Annotated in this window: 16 protein-coding genes and 2 pseudogenes; 6 read left to right on the plus strand and 12 right to left on the minus strand. The window is 67.5% G+C overall.

The window, feature by feature from the left end; genetic code table 11:
• Nucleotides 1-10: 10 nt before the first annotated feature.
• Nucleotides 11-439: a nuclear transport factor 2 family protein gene (locus PV766_RS11455; RefSeq protein WP_064064300.1), complete on the minus strand. Its 429-nt coding sequence runs from the start codon at nt 437-439 to the stop codon at nt 11-13.
• A 180-nt stretch (nt 440-619) separates the two neighbouring features.
• Between PV766_RS11455 and PV766_RS11460 the strand changes: the two genes are divergently transcribed.
• From PV766_RS11460 to PV766_RS11470, 3 genes and pseudogenes are all read left to right on the plus strand, one after another.
• Nucleotides 620-1,282, plus strand: coding sequence for an IclR family transcriptional regulator (locus PV766_RS11460; protein WP_421097053.1), 663 nt, complete (start codon nt 620-622; stop codon nt 1,280-1,282).
• 107 nt (nt 1,283-1,389) lie between these two features.
• Nucleotides 1,390-2,897 (plus strand): annotated as a pseudogene (locus PV766_RS11465) (YhgE/Pip domain-containing protein).
• A gap of 131 nt (nt 2,898-3,028) precedes the next feature.
• Complete coding sequence (locus tag PV766_RS11470) at nt 3,029-4,594, plus strand: bifunctional 3'-5' exonuclease/DNA polymerase (RefSeq protein WP_421097054.1); 1,566 nt, start codon at nt 3,029-3,031, stop codon at nt 4,592-4,594.
• Here PV766_RS11470 and PV766_RS11475 read toward each other — a convergent pair.
• From PV766_RS11475 to PV766_RS11490, 4 genes are read right to left on the minus strand one after another with little or no spacing between them, the layout of a single operon-like run.
• Nucleotides 4,567-5,463 (minus strand): DNA-3-methyladenine glycosylase family protein, encoded by an 897-nt coding sequence (locus tag PV766_RS11475; RefSeq protein WP_064064296.1) that lies wholly within the window; start codon nt 5,461-5,463, stop codon nt 4,567-4,569. The two genes, PV766_RS11470 and PV766_RS11475, sit on opposite strands and share 28 nt — an antisense overlap.
• Nucleotides 5,460-6,056, minus strand: coding sequence for a methylated-DNA--[protein]-cysteine S-methyltransferase (locus PV766_RS11480; RefSeq protein WP_064064295.1), 597 nt, complete (start codon nt 6,054-6,056; stop codon nt 5,460-5,462). The genes PV766_RS11475 and PV766_RS11480 overlap by 4 nt, the downstream gene beginning before the upstream one ends.
• Nucleotides 6,044-6,559, minus strand: a complete 516-nt coding sequence (locus PV766_RS11485; RefSeq protein WP_026003439.1) for an RNA polymerase sigma factor — start codon at nt 6,557-6,559, stop codon at nt 6,044-6,046. The genes PV766_RS11480 and PV766_RS11485 overlap by 13 nt, the downstream gene beginning before the upstream one ends.
• The gene (locus PV766_RS11490; protein WP_421097055.1) at nt 6,546-7,076 is read right to left on the minus strand and encodes a methylated-DNA--[protein]-cysteine S-methyltransferase; all 531 of its coding nucleotides are present in this window, start codon (nt 7,074-7,076) and stop codon (nt 6,546-6,548) included. Before PV766_RS11490 ends, PV766_RS11485 begins: the two co-directional genes overlap by 14 nt.
• Nucleotides 7,077-7,184: 108 nt before the next feature.
• Between PV766_RS11490 and PV766_RS11495 the strand changes: the two genes are divergently transcribed.
• Entirely contained in the window at nt 7,185-7,907 is a 723-nt protein-coding gene (locus PV766_RS11495; RefSeq protein ID WP_371053865.1) for a ribulose 1,5-bisphosphate carboxylase large subunit, read from the plus strand.
• Nucleotides 7,908-7,962: 55 nt separating this feature from the next.
• Here PV766_RS11495 and PV766_RS11500 read toward each other — a convergent pair.
• The 6 genes and pseudogenes from PV766_RS11500 to PV766_RS11525 form a co-directional block, all read right to left on the minus strand.
• Nucleotides 7,963-8,115, minus strand: a pseudogene (locus PV766_RS11500) (TetR/AcrR family transcriptional regulator); the annotation flags it as partial.
• An 86-nt stretch (nt 8,116-8,201) separates the two neighbouring features.
• Nucleotides 8,202-8,936 carry an SDR family NAD(P)-dependent oxidoreductase gene (locus PV766_RS11505; RefSeq protein WP_064064291.1) on the minus strand — a complete coding sequence of 245 codons (735 nt, stop codon included), beginning with the start codon at nt 8,934-8,936 and terminating at the stop codon, nt 8,202-8,204.
• Nucleotides 8,933-9,961 carry a phosphotransferase family protein gene (locus PV766_RS11510; protein WP_421097056.1) on the minus strand — a complete coding sequence of 343 codons (1,029 nt, stop codon included), beginning with the start codon at nt 9,959-9,961 and terminating at the stop codon, nt 8,933-8,935. The genes PV766_RS11505 and PV766_RS11510 overlap by 4 nt, the downstream gene beginning before the upstream one ends.
• Nucleotides 9,958-11,169, minus strand: a complete 1,212-nt coding sequence (locus PV766_RS11515; protein ID WP_129975510.1) for an acyl-CoA dehydrogenase family protein — start codon at nt 11,167-11,169, stop codon at nt 9,958-9,960. Before PV766_RS11515 ends, PV766_RS11510 begins: the two co-directional genes overlap by 4 nt.
• Before the next feature lie 91 nt (nt 11,170-11,260).
• Nucleotides 11,261-11,887, minus strand: coding sequence for a TetR/AcrR family transcriptional regulator (locus PV766_RS11520; protein ID WP_129975508.1), 627 nt, complete (start codon nt 11,885-11,887; stop codon nt 11,261-11,263).
• Between the two features lie 66 nt (nt 11,888-11,953).
• A complete protein-coding gene (locus PV766_RS11525; protein ID WP_016932977.1) occupies nt 11,954-13,081 on the minus strand; it encodes an NDMA-dependent alcohol dehydrogenase in 1,128 nt (375 codons plus the stop codon).
• 151 nt (nt 13,082-13,232) lie between these two features.
• Here PV766_RS11525 and PV766_RS11530 point away from each other — a divergent pair, with 151 nt between their 5' ends.
• Nucleotides 13,233-13,673 carry an SRPBCC family protein gene (locus tag PV766_RS11530; RefSeq protein WP_129975504.1) on the plus strand — a complete coding sequence of 147 codons (441 nt, stop codon included), beginning with the start codon at nt 13,233-13,235 and terminating at the stop codon, nt 13,671-13,673.
• Nucleotides 13,674-13,681: 8 nt separating this feature from the next.
• On the opposite strand, the gene hppD is transcribed toward PV766_RS11530, so the two are convergent.
• Nucleotides 13,682-14,887, minus strand: a complete 1,206-nt coding sequence (hppD, locus tag PV766_RS11535) for a 4-hydroxyphenylpyruvate dioxygenase (protein WP_255161779.1) — start codon at nt 14,885-14,887, stop codon at nt 13,682-13,684.
• Nucleotides 14,888-15,073: 186 nt separating this feature from the next.
• Here hppD and PV766_RS11540 point away from each other — a divergent pair, with 186 nt between their 5' ends.
• Nucleotides 15,074-15,583 (plus strand): Lrp/AsnC family transcriptional regulator, encoded by a 510-nt coding sequence (locus PV766_RS11540; protein ID WP_016932974.1) that lies wholly within the window; start codon nt 15,074-15,076, stop codon nt 15,581-15,583.
• The last annotated feature ends 31 nt before the right edge of the window (nt 15,584-15,614 follow it).

Here is a 15,614-nt window from a genome sequence, read left to right on the forward strand (position 1 = left end):
GGTGTGACGATCAGCTGTCGTCGCGGGAGACGACGCGGCGGGCTATGCGCCATTCGCCGCCGGTGCGCACGACGTGGTCGTCGATGGTGGTGAACCGGACGAGTCGGGATTCGCCCCCACGAACGGTGGCCACGATCTGCAGATAGGCCCGTACACGGAGGGCGTCGTCGTCGACGCGGTAGGCCGCGAGGTCGGTGACGACGTGCCGGTGCACTTCACCTGCTGCCTGCGCGCCGACATGGAAGCGCTCGGCGAAGGCCACGAGATCGTCGGTACCTGCCACGGGGGCCGGGTAGCTGGGCGAGCAGAACTCGCCGTCGGCGGTGAACGTTTCGGCCCACTCACGCGCAGAGCCCTCGTCGATGAGGTGGCTCTGTCGCCCGTAGAGCTGGTGGATATGAGCGAGAACCGCCGCGTCCACGTAGTCGGTTCGTGTCATGTCGTACGAAAACCATCCGTGAGTGTGTGCGATAATCGCACTCAGTGTGCGATTAACGGAAATGCTAGGTGTTACAGTTCACAGACGTCAAGGGAGGTAATGGGGGTCATGACGCAAATGCGGGATGTACCTGCGCAAACCGGGGATCTGGACCTACCGCGGATCGAGCCGGACGCAGGCATGTCCAAGACGCTCCACAACGGTCTCGAAATCCTGGAACTGCTTGCGCGGAACCCACACGGCCTGTCCGTCAGCGAGATCGCCGAGAGCCTCGACGTACACCGCACGGTCGCCCACCGACTCGTCCGGACTCTCGAGGCACACCGGCTGTGCCGCCGCGACGACCACAAGCGCATCTCACTGGGCACCGGCCTGGTGACACTCGCCGAATCGGTCGAACAGGACCTGCGGACCCTCGCGCGGCCGATCCTCGAGGAACTCGCCGACAGCGTCGAGGCCACGGCCCACCTCGTCGTCCGCGAGTCCGACACCACGGTGCGGGCGATGATGGTGATCGAACCCCGGCGCTCCGATGTCCACATCGCCTTCCGTCCGGGTCAGGTCCATCCGCTGGACCGCGGCTCCGCCGGTCTGGCAATCCTCGGATCCATGCCACCGCGTCCCGACGAGCGGCCGGAAGTGACCCGGGCGCGGCAGACGGGCTATGCCGTCTCCGCCGGCGAGGTCGTATCCACCACCATCGGAATCTCGGCCGCGGTGCCGAGCCGCCCCGGGGGTACTCAGGCGGCGATAGGCGTCTCGGTCTTCGACGCCACCGACGAAACTCGCCTCGCGGCGGCCGTACTCTCTGCGGCGTCGACCCTCGGCAACCTGCTCCGGTGACCGATGACGGGTGACGACCTTCGGAGTGCCAGATCACGCAGCCCGGTTCCACGTGTACTCGAGCACTCGGGACCTCGACAGCACACACCTGTGTGCACAATTGACAGGTGAGTCCAACCCAGTCGTCCATCGACCCGCACCACAGCACCCTGCGCAGCGCGCGCTTCTGGCTCGCGCCCTTCGCTGTCGTCGCGGCGGTGATGAGTGCCTTGGCGTACTTCTACCTCGGCGCCCTCCTCGATCCCAGCGAGAACCTGAGGCAGTTCCCGATGGCCATCGTCAACCAGGACGTCGGCGACGTGCTGCCCGGATCGGACGAACGACAGAACTTCGGCGACCAGATCACCGAGGGCATCCTCGACGGCATCGATCCCGAGGAGATCGACCTGCAACAGATGGGCATCTCGGCCGCCGACCGCGGGCTCGACGACGGCAGCCTGTACGGGGCGATCGTCATCCCGAGCGACTTCACCAAACGCATCTCGATCCTCGCGCAGGCCTCGGTAGTCCCCGGCGACATCGAGAAACCGATCATCACCCTGTACACGAACCCCCGCACGGGGGCGTTCGCGACGGGCATCGTCACCACGATCGGCGACCGCGCACTGACCCAGGTGAACGACTCTGTGGGTGAACAGCTGACCGAGACCGTCACCGCCACCCTCGCCGACACCGCCCCCGACCTGCAGCTCTCCGGAGCCGGTAGCCTGACGCTGGCCCAACCGATCGATGCGCTCACCGTCGAGCACAAACCGCTGCCGGGTGGGACGGGCGCGGGTCTGTCCGCCTTCTTCTACACATTGCTGCTGATCCTGGCCGGCTTCACCGGTGCCACGATCATCAACGCGGTCGTCGACACCAAGCTCGGCTTCGTACCCACCGAATACGGCCCCCTCTACATCGCACGGGAGACCACCCGGATGTCGCGCCTGCAGGTGCTGGCACTGAAGTGGGGCATCACGGTGATCATGTCGTTGATCGTCTCGGCGTTGTACGTGTGGATCGCCACCGGACTCGGTATGCCGGCACCACGCGCGTTGCTGTTGTGGGAGTACGGGGCACTCGCGATCTCGGCGGTGGGCATCACCTCGCTCGCCGTGATGTCGATCTTCGGCGCGGCGGGCCTGCTGGTGAACCTGATCGTGTTCATCGTGCTCGGACTTCCTTCGTCCGGTGGCACCATCCCGATCGAGGCCACGCCGCGATTGTTCGAGTGGCTGTCGACCTTCGAGCCGATGCACCAGATCTATCTCGCGGTGCGCGCCATCCTCTACTTCGACGGACGCGCCGGCGCCGGGCTCGGCCACGGTGCGACCATGACGATCGTCGGACTCGTGTTCGGACTCGTCGTCGGCGCCGCCGTGACGTGGATCTACGACCGCGTCGGATTCCACCGGGCACCGGACGCACCGGTGCGACTGCCCTGGCGGCCGTCCCGACAACGCGATCAGGATTCGGCGATCGTGGGCGATCCGGTCCATTCGGACGACACCGTCGATGAACGTGGGCAGGACGATCGCGACGACACGGGCGAATCTTCCGGCGGCAGCGAGCGTTCGGACGACAACGACGGGCCCGTCGACGAAATGGGGGCCCCGCCGCGCGTCGGGGGTAGCGGCGGAGCCCCTCCACTATCACGGTAGTGCCGGTTCTCTCGGGGGTCGCTCTCGGTACGGGTGAATTCGAGGGTGAATCGTGGGGCATGGCGCGCCGAAAGCTGTCGCCGTGATGAAGCACACTGTATGGATGCGCACGGTCGTCGTTCCTCATCCTGCGGACGGCCGGGGCCGTCGCGGTGCAAGCATCGTCGAGGTCGACCCATCGGGTGCGCCACTCGGACCGATACGTGAGTATCCCGAGTTCGCAGCAGCGGTCGCAGCGATCGAAGCCGAATCTCGACCGCGCTGGGTGTGGACCTCGACGGCAACCGTCTATCCCGAGCTTCTTCGCGCCGGCGTCCGGGTGCAGCGATGCCACGACCTCGCCACCACCGGCGTCATCCTCGCCGTACGGGAAGGTCTGCCCCCACCTTCCTCGGAGGAGCCGATCGACGAGCGACCCGGCCTCTTCGATGCCGCACCCGCGATCGACGTCGAAGCAGTCGTCGAACAGGTCGCCGATCAGCGTCGGCGCATCTCCGGCGATGCCCGCCTGGAACTGCTCACCGCCGCCGAATCGGCCGGCACGCTCGCAGCGGCCGAGATGAGTTTCGACGGGTTGCCGTTCTCGGCGCGGGCGCATCGTCGTCTGCTCGAGGACACTCTCGGGCCACGCCCGACCGGTTACGACCTGCCGAGCCGCATCGCCGAAGTCGTCGAGGAGATCAGCGCCGTCTTCGGTCGTGCCGTGAATCCCGCCTCGCACAGCGAGGTGCTCGAGGCGTTCCGTCGCGAAGGCATCACGGTCGAGTCGACCCGCAAGCACGTGTTGCAGCGGATCGACCATCCTGTGGTGCCGCTGTTGCTGCGGCACCGCGAGCTGTCGAAGTTGTACAGCACGAACGGCTGGCACTGGCTCGACACCTGGGTACGCGACGACCGGTTCCGCCCGGTGTACGTTCCCGGCGCCGTCGTCTCGGGCCGGTGGGCGAGCCGGGGCGGCGGTGCTCTGCAGATCCCCAAGGCGTTGCGGTCGAGCGTGGTCGCCGATCCCGGACGGTCGTTCGTCGTCGCCGACGCAGGCCAGCTCGAGCCACGCATCCTGGCGGCGATGTCGGGTGACCGGCGCATGGTGGCAGCTGCCGGTTCGGACGATCTGTACGCCCCCGTCGCAGCCGCGTCCTTCGGCGGCGACCGCGCGAAGGCGAAGGTCGCCGTGCTCGGCGTGTTGTACGGGGCCACCTCCGGCGACGCGCGCGCCCTGCTCGCGGTGCTGCGTCGCAGTTTCCCCACCGCCGTCGACTTCGTCGAACGTGCGGCGCGCGCGGGCGAGCGTGGCGAGGTGGCGCATTCGTGGCTGGGCCGCGCGTGCCCACCCGCCCCGGAGGGGTTCCACTCGCACGGCGATGCGCACGCGCGCGGGCGCTTCACACGGAACTTCGTCGTGCAGGCCACCGCAGCCGAGTGGGCATTGTGCGTGCTCGCCGAGCTGCGCCGGCGACTGACCACCGATCCCGACCCGACCGCCGGCGATCTCGTGTTCTTCCAGCACGACGAAGTCGTGGTGCACACCGGCAATCCGGAGCTCGCGCGGTCGCACGTCACGGCCTCCGTTGAGGTGGCGACGCGATTGATGTTCGGCGACACGCAGGTTCGCTTCCCGATGGATACTGCGGTGCGCGCCGTCTATGCCGAGGATTCCGGCGGCGAGTAGGTGGCGTGTGTCCACAGATGGGTGACGGCATAGGCCCGCCACGGCCTCCACTGCTCGGCCCGCTCAGCGGCTTCGCGCGCGCTCGTCACCTGCAGAGCGCGCCGGAGAACGAGATCGCCGGACGGACAAGCATCGCGGTCGCCGAGCCGCAGGGCCAGATAGTCGACGGTCCACGGACCGATACCGGGGAGCGCGAGGAGATCTTCGGTGAACGACGGCTGCTCCGGACCCACTCCGTCGGCCACGGCCCGGGCCAGTTCGGAGACGGTGCGGGCACGGGACCGCGTTGTGCCGATAACGGCACGCAGTTCGCTCTGCTCGACGCCCGCGAGTCGGTGCGGCGCGGGAAAGCACCGTAATCCGCCCGGTGCGTCGTCGCCGAACGCCGCGACGAGACGCCCCGCGAATGTGCACGCCGCGGCAACACTCACCTGCTGCCCGAGCACGGTCGCCACGGCGGTGGCGAACCAGTCGGTGGTACCGACCACGCGCAGACCGGGATGGGTTCGGACGAGAGGCCCGAGCACGGGATCGGACACGAACGCCGCATCCACGACGGACGGGTCGACCCCGAGATCGAGCCACGTCCGTATCGTGTCGCCGACGTCGGCGGCATCCGCGCGACCGGCAGTCTCGACGAGAATCTCGAGATGCCGCGCATCTCCACCCTTTCCGAGCGCGGATGTCGCCAGGTCTCCGAGGCGGACGGTGACGTGTGCGGTACCGCCGTTCGTGCGGAGCGCACGGTGGTGGGTACCGGTTGCGCTGTCGTGCTGTTCGTAGCCGGGGACGGTGTGGTTTCGCAGCGACGCCAGCATCGGCCCCACCGCAACGGGTTCCGCAACCGGGATGCGAAAGGTTGTGGTCATGCCACCGACTCGAGTTGCAGCAGTGCCTTCTTCGCGTCGACTCCCCCGACGTACTGCCCCATACTGCCGTCGCTGCGTACCACCCGATGGCACGGCACCACCACGGGCAGTGGGTTCTTCGCGCACGCCGTACCGACCGCCCGCACCGCCCGAGGGCTGCCGGCAGCGGCCGCGATCTCCGCGTAGCTCGCCGTGTGCCCGTATTCGATGTCGGGTAGTCGCGTGATCACCTCGCGGCGGAATCCGTCGGCGAGGCGTAGATCGAGCGGGAGGTCGAAATGTGTCCGGGTACCGGCGAAGTATTCGTCGAGTTGCCGGACGACGGGGTCGAGTCGCAGCGGTGCGTCGAGGACGCGCGGACTGATCCGGCGGGAAAGTTCGTCGAGCACGGCGTCGGATCCGTCGGCGACGTAGGCGACCCGCACCAGTCCGACGGTGGTGGTGGCCAGCAGGAGCGGACCGACGGGGGTGTCGACGACGCGGAACGCGACATCGAGCAGTCCGGCTGCCCCGGCGTCGAGTACGAGCTTCTCCCGCAACCACGCGAGGTCGGTCGGGCCGACCGAGGGTTGTGGAAAGTTCATGAGCGACATCCTGTTCCGTATTCGATCCGACGACGCAGCGCCGTCCGCCCGTCGGCTGCCGCGCGACGCGCCGCAGCCGGGCTGTTGCCGAGGATCGTGCCGATCTCGGCGTAGGGCAGGCCGCCGACGTAGTGGTAGACCAACGCCGCCCGTTGCGTGAAGGGAAGCTCTGCAACCGCGGTCCACAGCTCGTCGTCGCCCTCACCGGGATTCCCCGTGGTCGACGTGGGTTCGGGCAGGTTCTCGGTGGGTACCGGGGTTCGCCCGCGCACGCGGTGGATGTCGACGGCCTTCCGGTGCGCGATGGTCACCAGCCACGCTTCGACATTGCTGCCCGGCGGAAGTTCGGGATACGCGCGCAATGCCGCGAGGAAGGTCTCCGACCAGGCGTCGTCGGCGTCGACGGATCCGAGCAGTGCGCGGCAGACCCGGAGAACCGTCGCGCCGTGGCGGGTGACCACCTCCTCGAACGGCGGGAGGCTCGTCCGCACTATGTGATCAGGCAGAGACATGGGTGTCGCCGGGGACTCCGGCATCGCCGGAACACAGCACCTGCGCTTCCTGGTCGAGCAGGAACCGTTTGCGCTCGATGCCGCCGACATAGCCCGTGAGCTTGCCGCCGCTGCCGATGACGCGATGGCACGGGACGATGATGCAGAGGGGGTTGCGGGCATTGGCCGCGGCCACCGCCCGTACCGCAGTGGGCCGGCCGAGGGCGAGTGCGATCTCCGAGTAGGTGCGTGTGGTGCCGTACTCGATCGTCTTCAGCGACTCCCACACCTCGTGCTGGAAGGGGGTTCCGACGGGAGCGATCGGGACGGTGAACCGGGTGCGACGACCCGCGAAGTACTCCACGAACTGGGCGATCGCCTCGTCGAAACCATCGGCCGCCTGCTCGCCGAAGCCGGTGCGATCGGGCGCGGGGCGATGCTCGGCCATGTACACGCCGCTCAGGACGCCGTCTGTGTTCACCAACGTCAGCTCGCCGATCGGTGAGTCGATCACGGTGTGGGTGCGCAATGCGGTCACGGCTTCGATCCTTCCATTCGGTGTGTGCTCTGTACCGGGTAGACGAACGGGACGCCGAAAATGTGAGGTCCGTGATCACGACGACCGGTCGTACTGCACTATGGCGACATGATCTCGCTGCCTGTGCCCGCGCTCGGACTCTCGGTCGCCGGTTCCCTCGTCGACGTCACCCGGACCGTGCTCGGACGCACACGCGAGACCGCCGAGTTCGCGCTCTCGATCCCGGCGCGGGTGGAAGGCCTGCTCGACGATGCCGAATCACTCATCGGCTCCGTCGAGTCGTTGATCCGCCGCATCGACAGCGTGGTCACCGACGCCACCGACATCGTCGAGGGAGCATCGGTGGCTGTCGCACAGGCGACGCAGGTGATCGCCTCGACCATCGGTGTGGTGGAGGAGGCCGCCGACGCGGTCACACGCGCAACGGAGATCATCGACTCCACGGGCGGGGTCGTACGCGACGCGACGACCGTGGCGTCGGATGCGCGAGTTGTCGTCGAATCCGCAGGTCGCAGCTCCGATGCCGCCGCGGAGCTACTCGAGACCTACCGTCCTCTCGCCGATCGGGCGGCGCCGCTGGCCACCCAGTTCGTCGAGGAGTTCTCGGCGGTGGAGTTGCACGCCGCGATCAGCCTCATCGACCGGCTCCCCGAGATCACCGAGCGGGTGGATGCCGTGCTGCCGATCATGGCCACACTCGACACCGTCTCACCCGAGATCCACGAACTGCTTCTCGTCGCGAAGGATGTCCGCCAAGCCATCGTCGGCGTCCCCGGCTTCAACTTCCTGCGCCGACGCGGGGAGGAGAAGGAGACCAACGGTGACGATTGACCGCACCGCACCGCGGTCGGCGACGATCGACCGCACCGCACCGCGGTCGGCGACGATCGACCGCACCGCGTTCGGGCGGCCACGTCCGGTCGCCGAACATGCGGGTCGCTTCGTCGGCGACCATCTGGGCGGAACTCCGTAGCGACGCTCGCCTGTGGGTGCGCGGGGGTTCGAAGCCGGCGGATTCGATGAGTGAGACCCGGCCCTTCACGTCGCTGCCGTTCCCGTCCGACGGGCAGCCGGTCGACCTGCGACTGCGGTCGACCGCCCCCGACCGTCAGGCCGCGTAGAGGGTCAAGCGGTGTAGAGACCTGCGCCGGCGCGGCTGAGCACGAGCTTGGGCACGACGGCCCGCGACGACAGCTCGAGCAGCGCGTCGACGATCTCGACGACGTCATTCACCTCGATCATGGACTCGGCCGGGATCTTGTCCTTGATCCAGTCGGACATGTCGGTGTCGACGTAGGCGGGTGCCAGCGCCGACGCCGAGATGCCGTTGCCGGATTCCTCGGCGTTGAGCGTCTCCACCAGTGAGATCAGCGCGGCCTTCGTCGCACCGTAGGCGGCGAGACCGGCCTCGGCGTAGACACCCGTGATCGACGAGAGTGCAACGATCTTCGATCCGCGGGTCGGATTGTTCTCCGCCTCGGCGCGCAGCAACGGCAGTGACGCCTGGATGAGCGCGAACGGAGCGTTGAGGTTCACGGCGACCGTCTTGTCGAACCGGCGGGCCGGGAACTCGGCGATCGGACCTGCCGTGCCGACACCGGCATTGAGGATCAGCGCCTTCATCGAACCGAACGCCTCGCGATGCGTCTCCACGACACGGGCGGTGGCTTCCGGATCAGCGAGATCGGCTGCGACAGCGCGTACTTCCTTGGCACCCACCTCCCGCAGACGCTCGGCGACGCTCTCGAGGCGTTCCGCCCCGCGAGCGCTGATCGTCAGTGCGTAGCCGCGTTCGGCGAGACGGGTTGCGATACCGAGGCCGATTCCCCTCGATGCTCCGGTCACGAGCGCGCTGCTCACGCGTGGGCTCCCTTCAGTGCTGCGAGTCCTGCTGCCACCAGGTCCGGCACGGCTTCCCCGGCGCGGTCGAAGCCGTCGCCGACGGTCGCTCCGGCACGCCACCGGTGGTGGATGCCCTCCGCGATGACGGCGAGCTTGAGGTAGGCCAGGCTCAGGTAGAAGTTCCAGTGGGCGATGTCGCGACCCGATGCGGTGGCATACCGCTGCACCAGATCGTCCGTTCCGGGGAGGCGATCGCTCGACCATGCGGCCGGGAAGCCGAGCACGTCGTCGAGGGCAGGATGCCGGTAGACGCACATCATCGCGAGGTCGGTGAGCGGGTCGCCGAGGGTGGACAGTTCCCAGTCCACCACGGCGACGACACGTCCCGTGTCGCTCGCATCCAGGATGGTGTTGTCGATGCGGTAGTCGCCGTGGACGATCGTGGGAGCGGGTGACTCCGGAATCGATTCGGCGAGTGCGGCGTGCAACCGTTCGAGGTCGGGCAGCTCGCGGGTCTTGACGCGACCCCACTGGCTCGCCCACAGCTTCACCTGACGGGTCACGTAACCGTCCGGTCGGCCCAGTCCCCCGAGACCGACAGCTTCGAAGTCGACGTTGTGCAGTTCGGCGAGGATACGCACGAGTTCACCGACACAGCGGTCGACCTCGTCGTCACCGAGCGCGTCGAGGTCGGCCTTGCTGCGCACCACACCTCCCTCGACGAAGTCGACGAGCGTGAACGGCGCACCCATCACGGACTCGTCCTCGCACTGGACGACGGTGGGTGCGACCGGCACACCGGTGTTCTTCAGTGCCGAGGTGATGCGGAATTCGCGGGCGACGTCATGCGCCGACGGCGTCAGACCTGCGGTGGGCGGACGTCGCAGCACCCAGTGTGAGGTGTCGTCGAGGATGCCGTAGGTGAGGTTGGACTTGCCGCCCGCGATCAGCTCGGCGCGCAGTTCACCGTCGACGGCGACGCCGGAGTCGGTCAGGAACCGTTCGAGCGCAGCGAGATCGAGTCCTTCGTGTACCGCGGTCATTTCGCGGCCTCGCGGGCTGCCTTGCGGACGGCACCGACGGCGCGCTTGGCGATGGCCCAGCGGTGCACCTCCGACGGGCCGTCGTACACGCGGAACGGCCGGACCTCACGGGTGAGGCGTGCGATCGGAAGATCTTCGGAGACACCGAGACCGCCGCACATCTGAGCGGACCGGTCGACGATGCGGAAGATCGCTTCGGCGGCGAAGGTCTTGGCGATCGACGTGGCATTCGCGGCGTGGGAACCCTGGTCGAGTTCCCAGCACGCCTGCACGAGCAGGGCCCGGGTCGCCGCGATGTCGATTTCGTTGTCGGCGATCATCTTCTGGATCATGCCGAGATCGCCGAGGCGGGAACCGAATCCTTCGCGTTCGGCGACATAGCGGACGGCGGTGTCGTGACCGCGGCGGGCGGCACCGAGCCAGCGCATCACGTGCGTCATGCGGGCAGGTCCGAGACGCACCTGCGCGTAGGCGAAGCCTTGGTCGACCTCGCCGAGCACCGCCGAGTCGGGGACGAACAGATCCTCGAAATCGACCTCGCAGTGACCGCCGATCATGGAGCGGTCGAGGGTGTCGATATGGCGGCCGATCTTCAGACCTGCGGTGTCGGCGGGGGCGAGGAACATCGTGGCGCCGCCGCGCTGCCCGGGCTCACCGGACGTGCGGGCCATGACGATGAAGAATCCGGCACCGTCGGCACCGGTGATGAAGTGCTTGCGGCCGTTGATCTTCCATCCGCCGGGCACCTTCTCGGCGCGCGTGTTCAACGCGTTCGGATCGGCACCGGCACCGGGGGCCGGTTCGGTCATTGCGAAGGCCGAGCGCACGTCGCCGGCGGCCAGCGGTGCGAGGAACTGCTGTTTCTGCTCGTCGCTCGCGATGTGCGCGAGCATGTGCACGTTGCCCTCGTCGGGGGCAGCGATGTTGAGCGCGGTGGGGCCGAAGAGCGAGTATCCCGCGGCCTCGAAGACCGGGGCGCGGTCGGACATGTTCAGGCCGTGGCCACCGTATTCGACGGGCGCGTGCGGAGCGAAGACACCGGCAGCCTTGGCGGCCTTCTGCAGATCCGCCCGGATCACGTCGCCGCCGGCAGCGGTGATGTCGCCACCGTGGGTGTCCTCGACGGGAAGCACTTCGTCGCGGACGAACTGCTCGGTCCGTGCGATGAGGTCCCGGACGTGGTCCGAGTAGGACAGGTCGACCGCCATACTGAGCTCCTTCCGTACCGACCGATCGATCGCTCGGTGAAGTTCACCGTGACATACCCTCACGATCGGGTCAAGCCCAGGGGGTGCTCGGCTACGCCGCCCCGACCGCATTCCGCGCGACCTGCAGGTATCGGCGCACTATCTCGTCGGGAGACAACGAGCCGTCGGGCCGGTACCAGCCGGCCACCGCGACGCACATCGTCGTCACCGCGCGACTGGCGTCCTTCGGGAAGGACGTGGAGAAGGTGCCGTCGGCAACGCCGGCCTCGACGATCTCGTCGATGATGCGCTGCTGCTCGTCGCGCAGCGCGACGAAGGCCCGGCGGGCCTGGGGTTCCATGCTGCGCATCTCCGTCGACGCCACGAACGCCTGGTCGCGGCGGAACATGTGGAAGCGCAGCAGCGACTCGACGACCGCGTCGAATCGCTCGGACGGGCTGGGCCCGGCCTCGGCGAGCGCCTGCCTGCTACGGGCGAGCAGGTCGTGCAGCACGGTGGTGGTGAGCGAGACCAGCAGCGCCTGCTTCGACGGGTAGTGGTGGTACAGCCCCGGCACCGACAGACCGGAGCGCGACGCGACCTCCCGGATGGACGTGCCGTCGTAGCCGCGTTCGGCGAACGCCTCGAGCGCAGCGACGAGCGGCTTGGGCAGATCGGCCGGGCCGTAGTGCCGCCACGACCCGACGTCGCCGGAAACCGGATCCTCACGCGTGTCCATGGTCAACACCGTAAGGGACGGCTCCGGCGACCTCGGCGCTCGCAGGAGCGGTAGCCGCTCGCAGGATCAGTAATCGTCCTCGCCGTAGAGGACGACACCGCGGAGGTTCTTGCCGGCGTGCATGTCGGCGTAGCCCTCGTTGATGTCCTCGAGCTTGTAGGTCTTGGTGACGAGGTTGTCGAGATCGAGCTGCCCGTTGCGGTACAGCTCGAGGAGCCTGGGGATCTGCGAGCGCGGACCGGTGCCACCGAAGATGGCCCCCTGCAATCGCTTCTGCAGCAGCGTCAGCTCGAACAGGCTCATCGTCACCTGCGAGTCGGTGGCGTGGCCCATGCCCACGACGACGACCTGCCCGCCCTTGGCCGTGAGACCGAGTGCGGGACCGATGATGTCGCCGGTGATCTCGCCGACGGTGATGACGGTGACGTCGGCCATCTGCCCCCAGGTGATCTCGCCGATCACCGGGGCGGCCTCCTCGATCGATGCGAAGACGTGCGTGGCACCGAACTCCTTGGCCTTCTGCCGCTTGAATTCGACGGGGTCGATCGCGACGACGAACCGCGCACCGGCGTGCGCCGCACCCTGTACGGAGTTGATGCCGACACCGCCGACACCGATGACCACGACGGTGTCGCCGAGCTTGGTGCCGCCGATCTCCGTGGCCGAACCCCAGCCGGTCGCGACGCCGCACCCGAGCAGGGCGGCCTTCTCGAGCGGGATGTCCTTCTCGATCTTGATGACCGACGCCTCGTTGACGGTGACGTACGGCGCGAACGTGCCGAGCAGGCACATCTGCAGCACCGGGTCGCCGTTCAGGGTCGCGCGGTAGGTCTTGTCGGAGATGGCCTGGCCGGTGAGCAGGCCGGCGCCCTCGTCGCAGATGTTCTGCAGACCCTTCGCGCAGGACCGGCAGCGCCCGCAGGCCGGAATGAACGCGAGGACGACGTGGTCGCCCTCCTCGAGACCGCTCACTCCCGGCCCCACCTTGGTGACCACGCCCGCCCCTTCGTGACCGCCGAGGACCGGGAAGAAGGGAAGTGGTGTCGCGCCCGAGCGCAAGTGCTCGTCGGAATGGCACAGACCCGAAGCCGCGAGACGGATCTGCACCTCACCTGCTACGGGATCGCCGAGATCGATCTCCTCGATCTCCCACGGGCGGTCGATTCCTTTGATGATTGCTGCCTTCGTCTTCACCCGAGCCTCCTGAGCCGAAAGTGCATGTGACGTGCGTCACGAAATTCAAACACTTATCGAACAGGGGGGCAACGGGGTGCGAACCCCTTCCGGAGTGCGCAGTTAACCGCTACATTCGGTAACAGACAACTTCTCGTAAAGGGCTACCGCCATGATTCACGTCCGCCACAGCGCCGTCGCAGACATCCCCATCGACCTCGCGTTCTCCTACGTCGACGACTACCGGAACGTTCCCGACTGGATGTTCGGAGTAGCCCGTTTCCAGCCCGTGGGCGGACAGGTCTCCGGCCTCGGCGCCGTCTACGACTCGACCATGCGGATCGGCCCCAAGGATCTCGACTCGCGTGTGGAAGTCGTCGAATGGGAACGCAACCGCACGATCGTCCTCGACTCGATCGCCGGATTCCGCGCCGCATCGTCGTGGACCTTCACGGACCTCGGCGACGCGACGCGGCTCGACGTCGACTTCGGCTACCGGCTGCCCGGCGGGATCGCCGGCCGCACACTCGGCATGCTCATCGAACCGATTGTGGGAACGGCGATCCGGCAGACCGAGCACGCGTTGCGCACGCGGCTCGGTCGGCTGATCTAGGACCGGACTCAGAAGTTGCCGCGCGCGGCCTGCTCCCGCTCGATCGCCTCGAACAGCGCCTTGAAGTTGCCCTTGCCGAAACCGAGCGAACCGTGCCGCTCGATCAGCTCGAAGAACACGGTCGGACGGTCGCCGACGGGCTTGGTGAAGATCTGCAGCAGGTAGCCGTCCTCGTCGCGGTCCACCAGGATGCCCCGCTTCTTCAGCTCCTCGATCGGCACCCGGACCTCACCGATACGAGCGCGCAGCTCCGGATCGTCGTAGTACGCATCGGGAGTCGCGAGGAACTCCACGCCCTCCTCGCGCAGCGAATCGACCGCGGTGAGGATGTCGTTGGTGGCCAAGGCGAGATGCTGTGCGCCCGGTCCGCGGTAGAAATCGAGATACTCGTCGATCTGCGAACGCTTCTTCGCGATGGCGGGCTCGTTGAGCGGGAACTTCACGCGGTGGTTGCCGTTGCACACCACCTTGCTCATGAGCGCCGAGTAATCGGTCGCGATGTCGTCGCCGACGAACTCCGCCATGTTCGTGAAACCCATGACGCGGTTGTAGAAGTCGACCCACTCGTCCATGTGCCCGAGTTCGACGTTGCCGACGACGTGATCGAGCGCCTGGAAGATCCGCTTGGGCGCACCCTGACGCTTGCGGTAGGTCGAGGTGCGCTCGACGTAGCCGGGCAGATACGGACCGTTGTAGCGCGACCGGTCGACGAGCGTGTGCCGGGTGTCGCCGTACGTCGCGATGGCGCCGATGCGGACCGTGCCGTTCTCGTCACTGATCTCGTAGGGCTCCTCGAGGACGGCCGCCCCCTGGCGCCGGGCGTGCTCGATGCACTTGTCGACATCCGGGACCTGGAGCGCGATGTCGACCACGCCGTCACCGTGGAGGCGATGGTGCTCGATCAGCGGGCTGTCCGGATCCACCGCACCCTTGATCACGAATCGCACGGCGCCGCTGCGCAGTACGTAGGCGTGATGGTCGCGGTTGCCGGTGGTGGGTCCGGAATAGGCGACGAGTTCCATACCGTAGGCCGACTGGAAGTAGTGCGCCGTCTGCGTAGCGTTGCCGACCACCCACACCACAGCGTCCCAGCCGCTCACCGGGAACGGATCCCGCTCACTGTCGTACTCCACGAGACCGACGAGGCGCCGGAGCTCCTCGGCGTCGAGCTGAGCGAGGCGTTCGCTGTCGGTCAGGGTGTATTCCAGAGTCATGGCTGCAACCTCCTGCCGCTCACTGCGGCACAGTCGTTGTGTCGTGTGTCACCAGGAGAAACCCACCCGGTGGTGGGACGCAACGTCGCCTTCGACAACTGGTCCGACTGACTCGAATTCGTCGGAATCCTTGTGCTCACCTATACAATCAGGCTAGTTTTCGGCGCTCGAGGGGAAGGAAGCGCAATGCGCGAGCCCGTACAGCTGGACGAATTGGATTTCGCTCTCCTCGAGGCCCTGCATGCCGACCCGAAGGTCGGCGCGCTCGAGCTGTCCCGTCGCCTGAAGGTCGCGCGCGCCACCGTCTCGGCACGCCTGCGACGCCTCGAGGACACCGGGGTGATCGCCGGCTACGAACCTCGGATCAACCTCGCCGCAGCAGGTTTCGACGTGCAGGCATTCGTGACGATGGAGATCGTGCAGGGCGCTCTCGAAGACGTCACCGAGGTCCTCGAACGCATCCCGGGAGTGCTCGAAGCGTTCGCCACCACCGGCGCGGGCGACGTTCTGTGCCGCATCGGGGCCGAATCGCATCTCGGTCTCCAGCAAACCCTCATCGAACTGAACCGCTCATCGATCGTCGCGCGGTCGACGAGCGTCATGGTGCTCTCGGAGGTCGTGCACTACCGGGCGATGCCGCTGCTCCGCACCCTCCAGCCCGAACGATCCGCGAAAGCACCGGCCTACCGGCGGTGAGCCGATCACCGCCACAATCTCGTTCCGGCTA

This window comes from Rhodococcus sp. As11 (genome assembly GCF_048957735.1).
GTDB lineage: Bacteria > Actinomycetota > Actinomycetes > Mycobacteriales > Mycobacteriaceae > Rhodococcus > Rhodococcus gordoniae.

Bases quoted from the DNA above. Each gene is read 5' to 3' on its own strand.
- PV766_RS11455 (WP_064064300.1), bottom strand. From the start codon at position 439: ATGACACGAACCGACTACGTGGACGCGGCGGTTCTCGCTCATATCCAC.
- PV766_RS11460 (WP_421097053.1), top strand. From the start codon at position 620: ATGTCCAAGACGCTCCACAACGGTCTCGAAATCCTGGAACTGCTTGCG.
- PV766_RS11470 (WP_421097054.1), top strand. From the start codon at position 3,029: ATGCGCACGGTCGTCGTTCCTCATCCTGCGGACGGCCGGGGCCGTCGC.
- PV766_RS11475 (WP_064064296.1), bottom strand. From the start codon at position 5,463: ATGACCACAACCTTTCGCATCCCGGTTGCGGAACCCGTTGCGGTGGGG.
- PV766_RS11480 (WP_064064295.1), bottom strand. From the start codon at position 6,056: ATGTCGCTCATGAACTTTCCACAACCCTCGGTCGGCCCGACCGACCTC.
- PV766_RS11485 (WP_026003439.1), bottom strand. From the start codon at position 6,559: ATGTCTCTGCCTGATCACATAGTGCGGACGAGCCTCCCGCCGTTCGAG.
- PV766_RS11495 (WP_371053865.1), top strand. From the start codon at position 7,185: ATGATCTCGCTGCCTGTGCCCGCGCTCGGACTCTCGGTCGCCGGTTCC.
- PV766_RS11510 (WP_421097056.1), bottom strand. From the start codon at position 9,961: ATGACCGCGGTACACGAAGGACTCGATCTCGCTGCGCTCGAACGGTTC.
- PV766_RS11515 (WP_129975510.1), bottom strand. From the start codon at position 11,169: ATGGCGGTCGACCTGTCCTACTCGGACCACGTCCGGGACCTCATCGCA.
- PV766_RS11520 (WP_129975508.1), bottom strand. From the start codon at position 11,887: ATGGACACGCGTGAGGATCCGGTTTCCGGCGACGTCGGGTCGTGGCGG.
- PV766_RS11530 (WP_129975504.1), top strand. From the start codon at position 13,233: ATGATTCACGTCCGCCACAGCGCCGTCGCAGACATCCCCATCGACCTC.
- hppD (WP_255161779.1), bottom strand. From the start codon at position 14,887: ATGACTCTGGAATACACCCTGACCGACAGCGAACGCCTCGCTCAGCTC.
- PV766_RS11540 (WP_016932974.1), top strand. From the start codon at position 15,074: ATGCGCGAGCCCGTACAGCTGGACGAATTGGATTTCGCTCTCCTCGAG.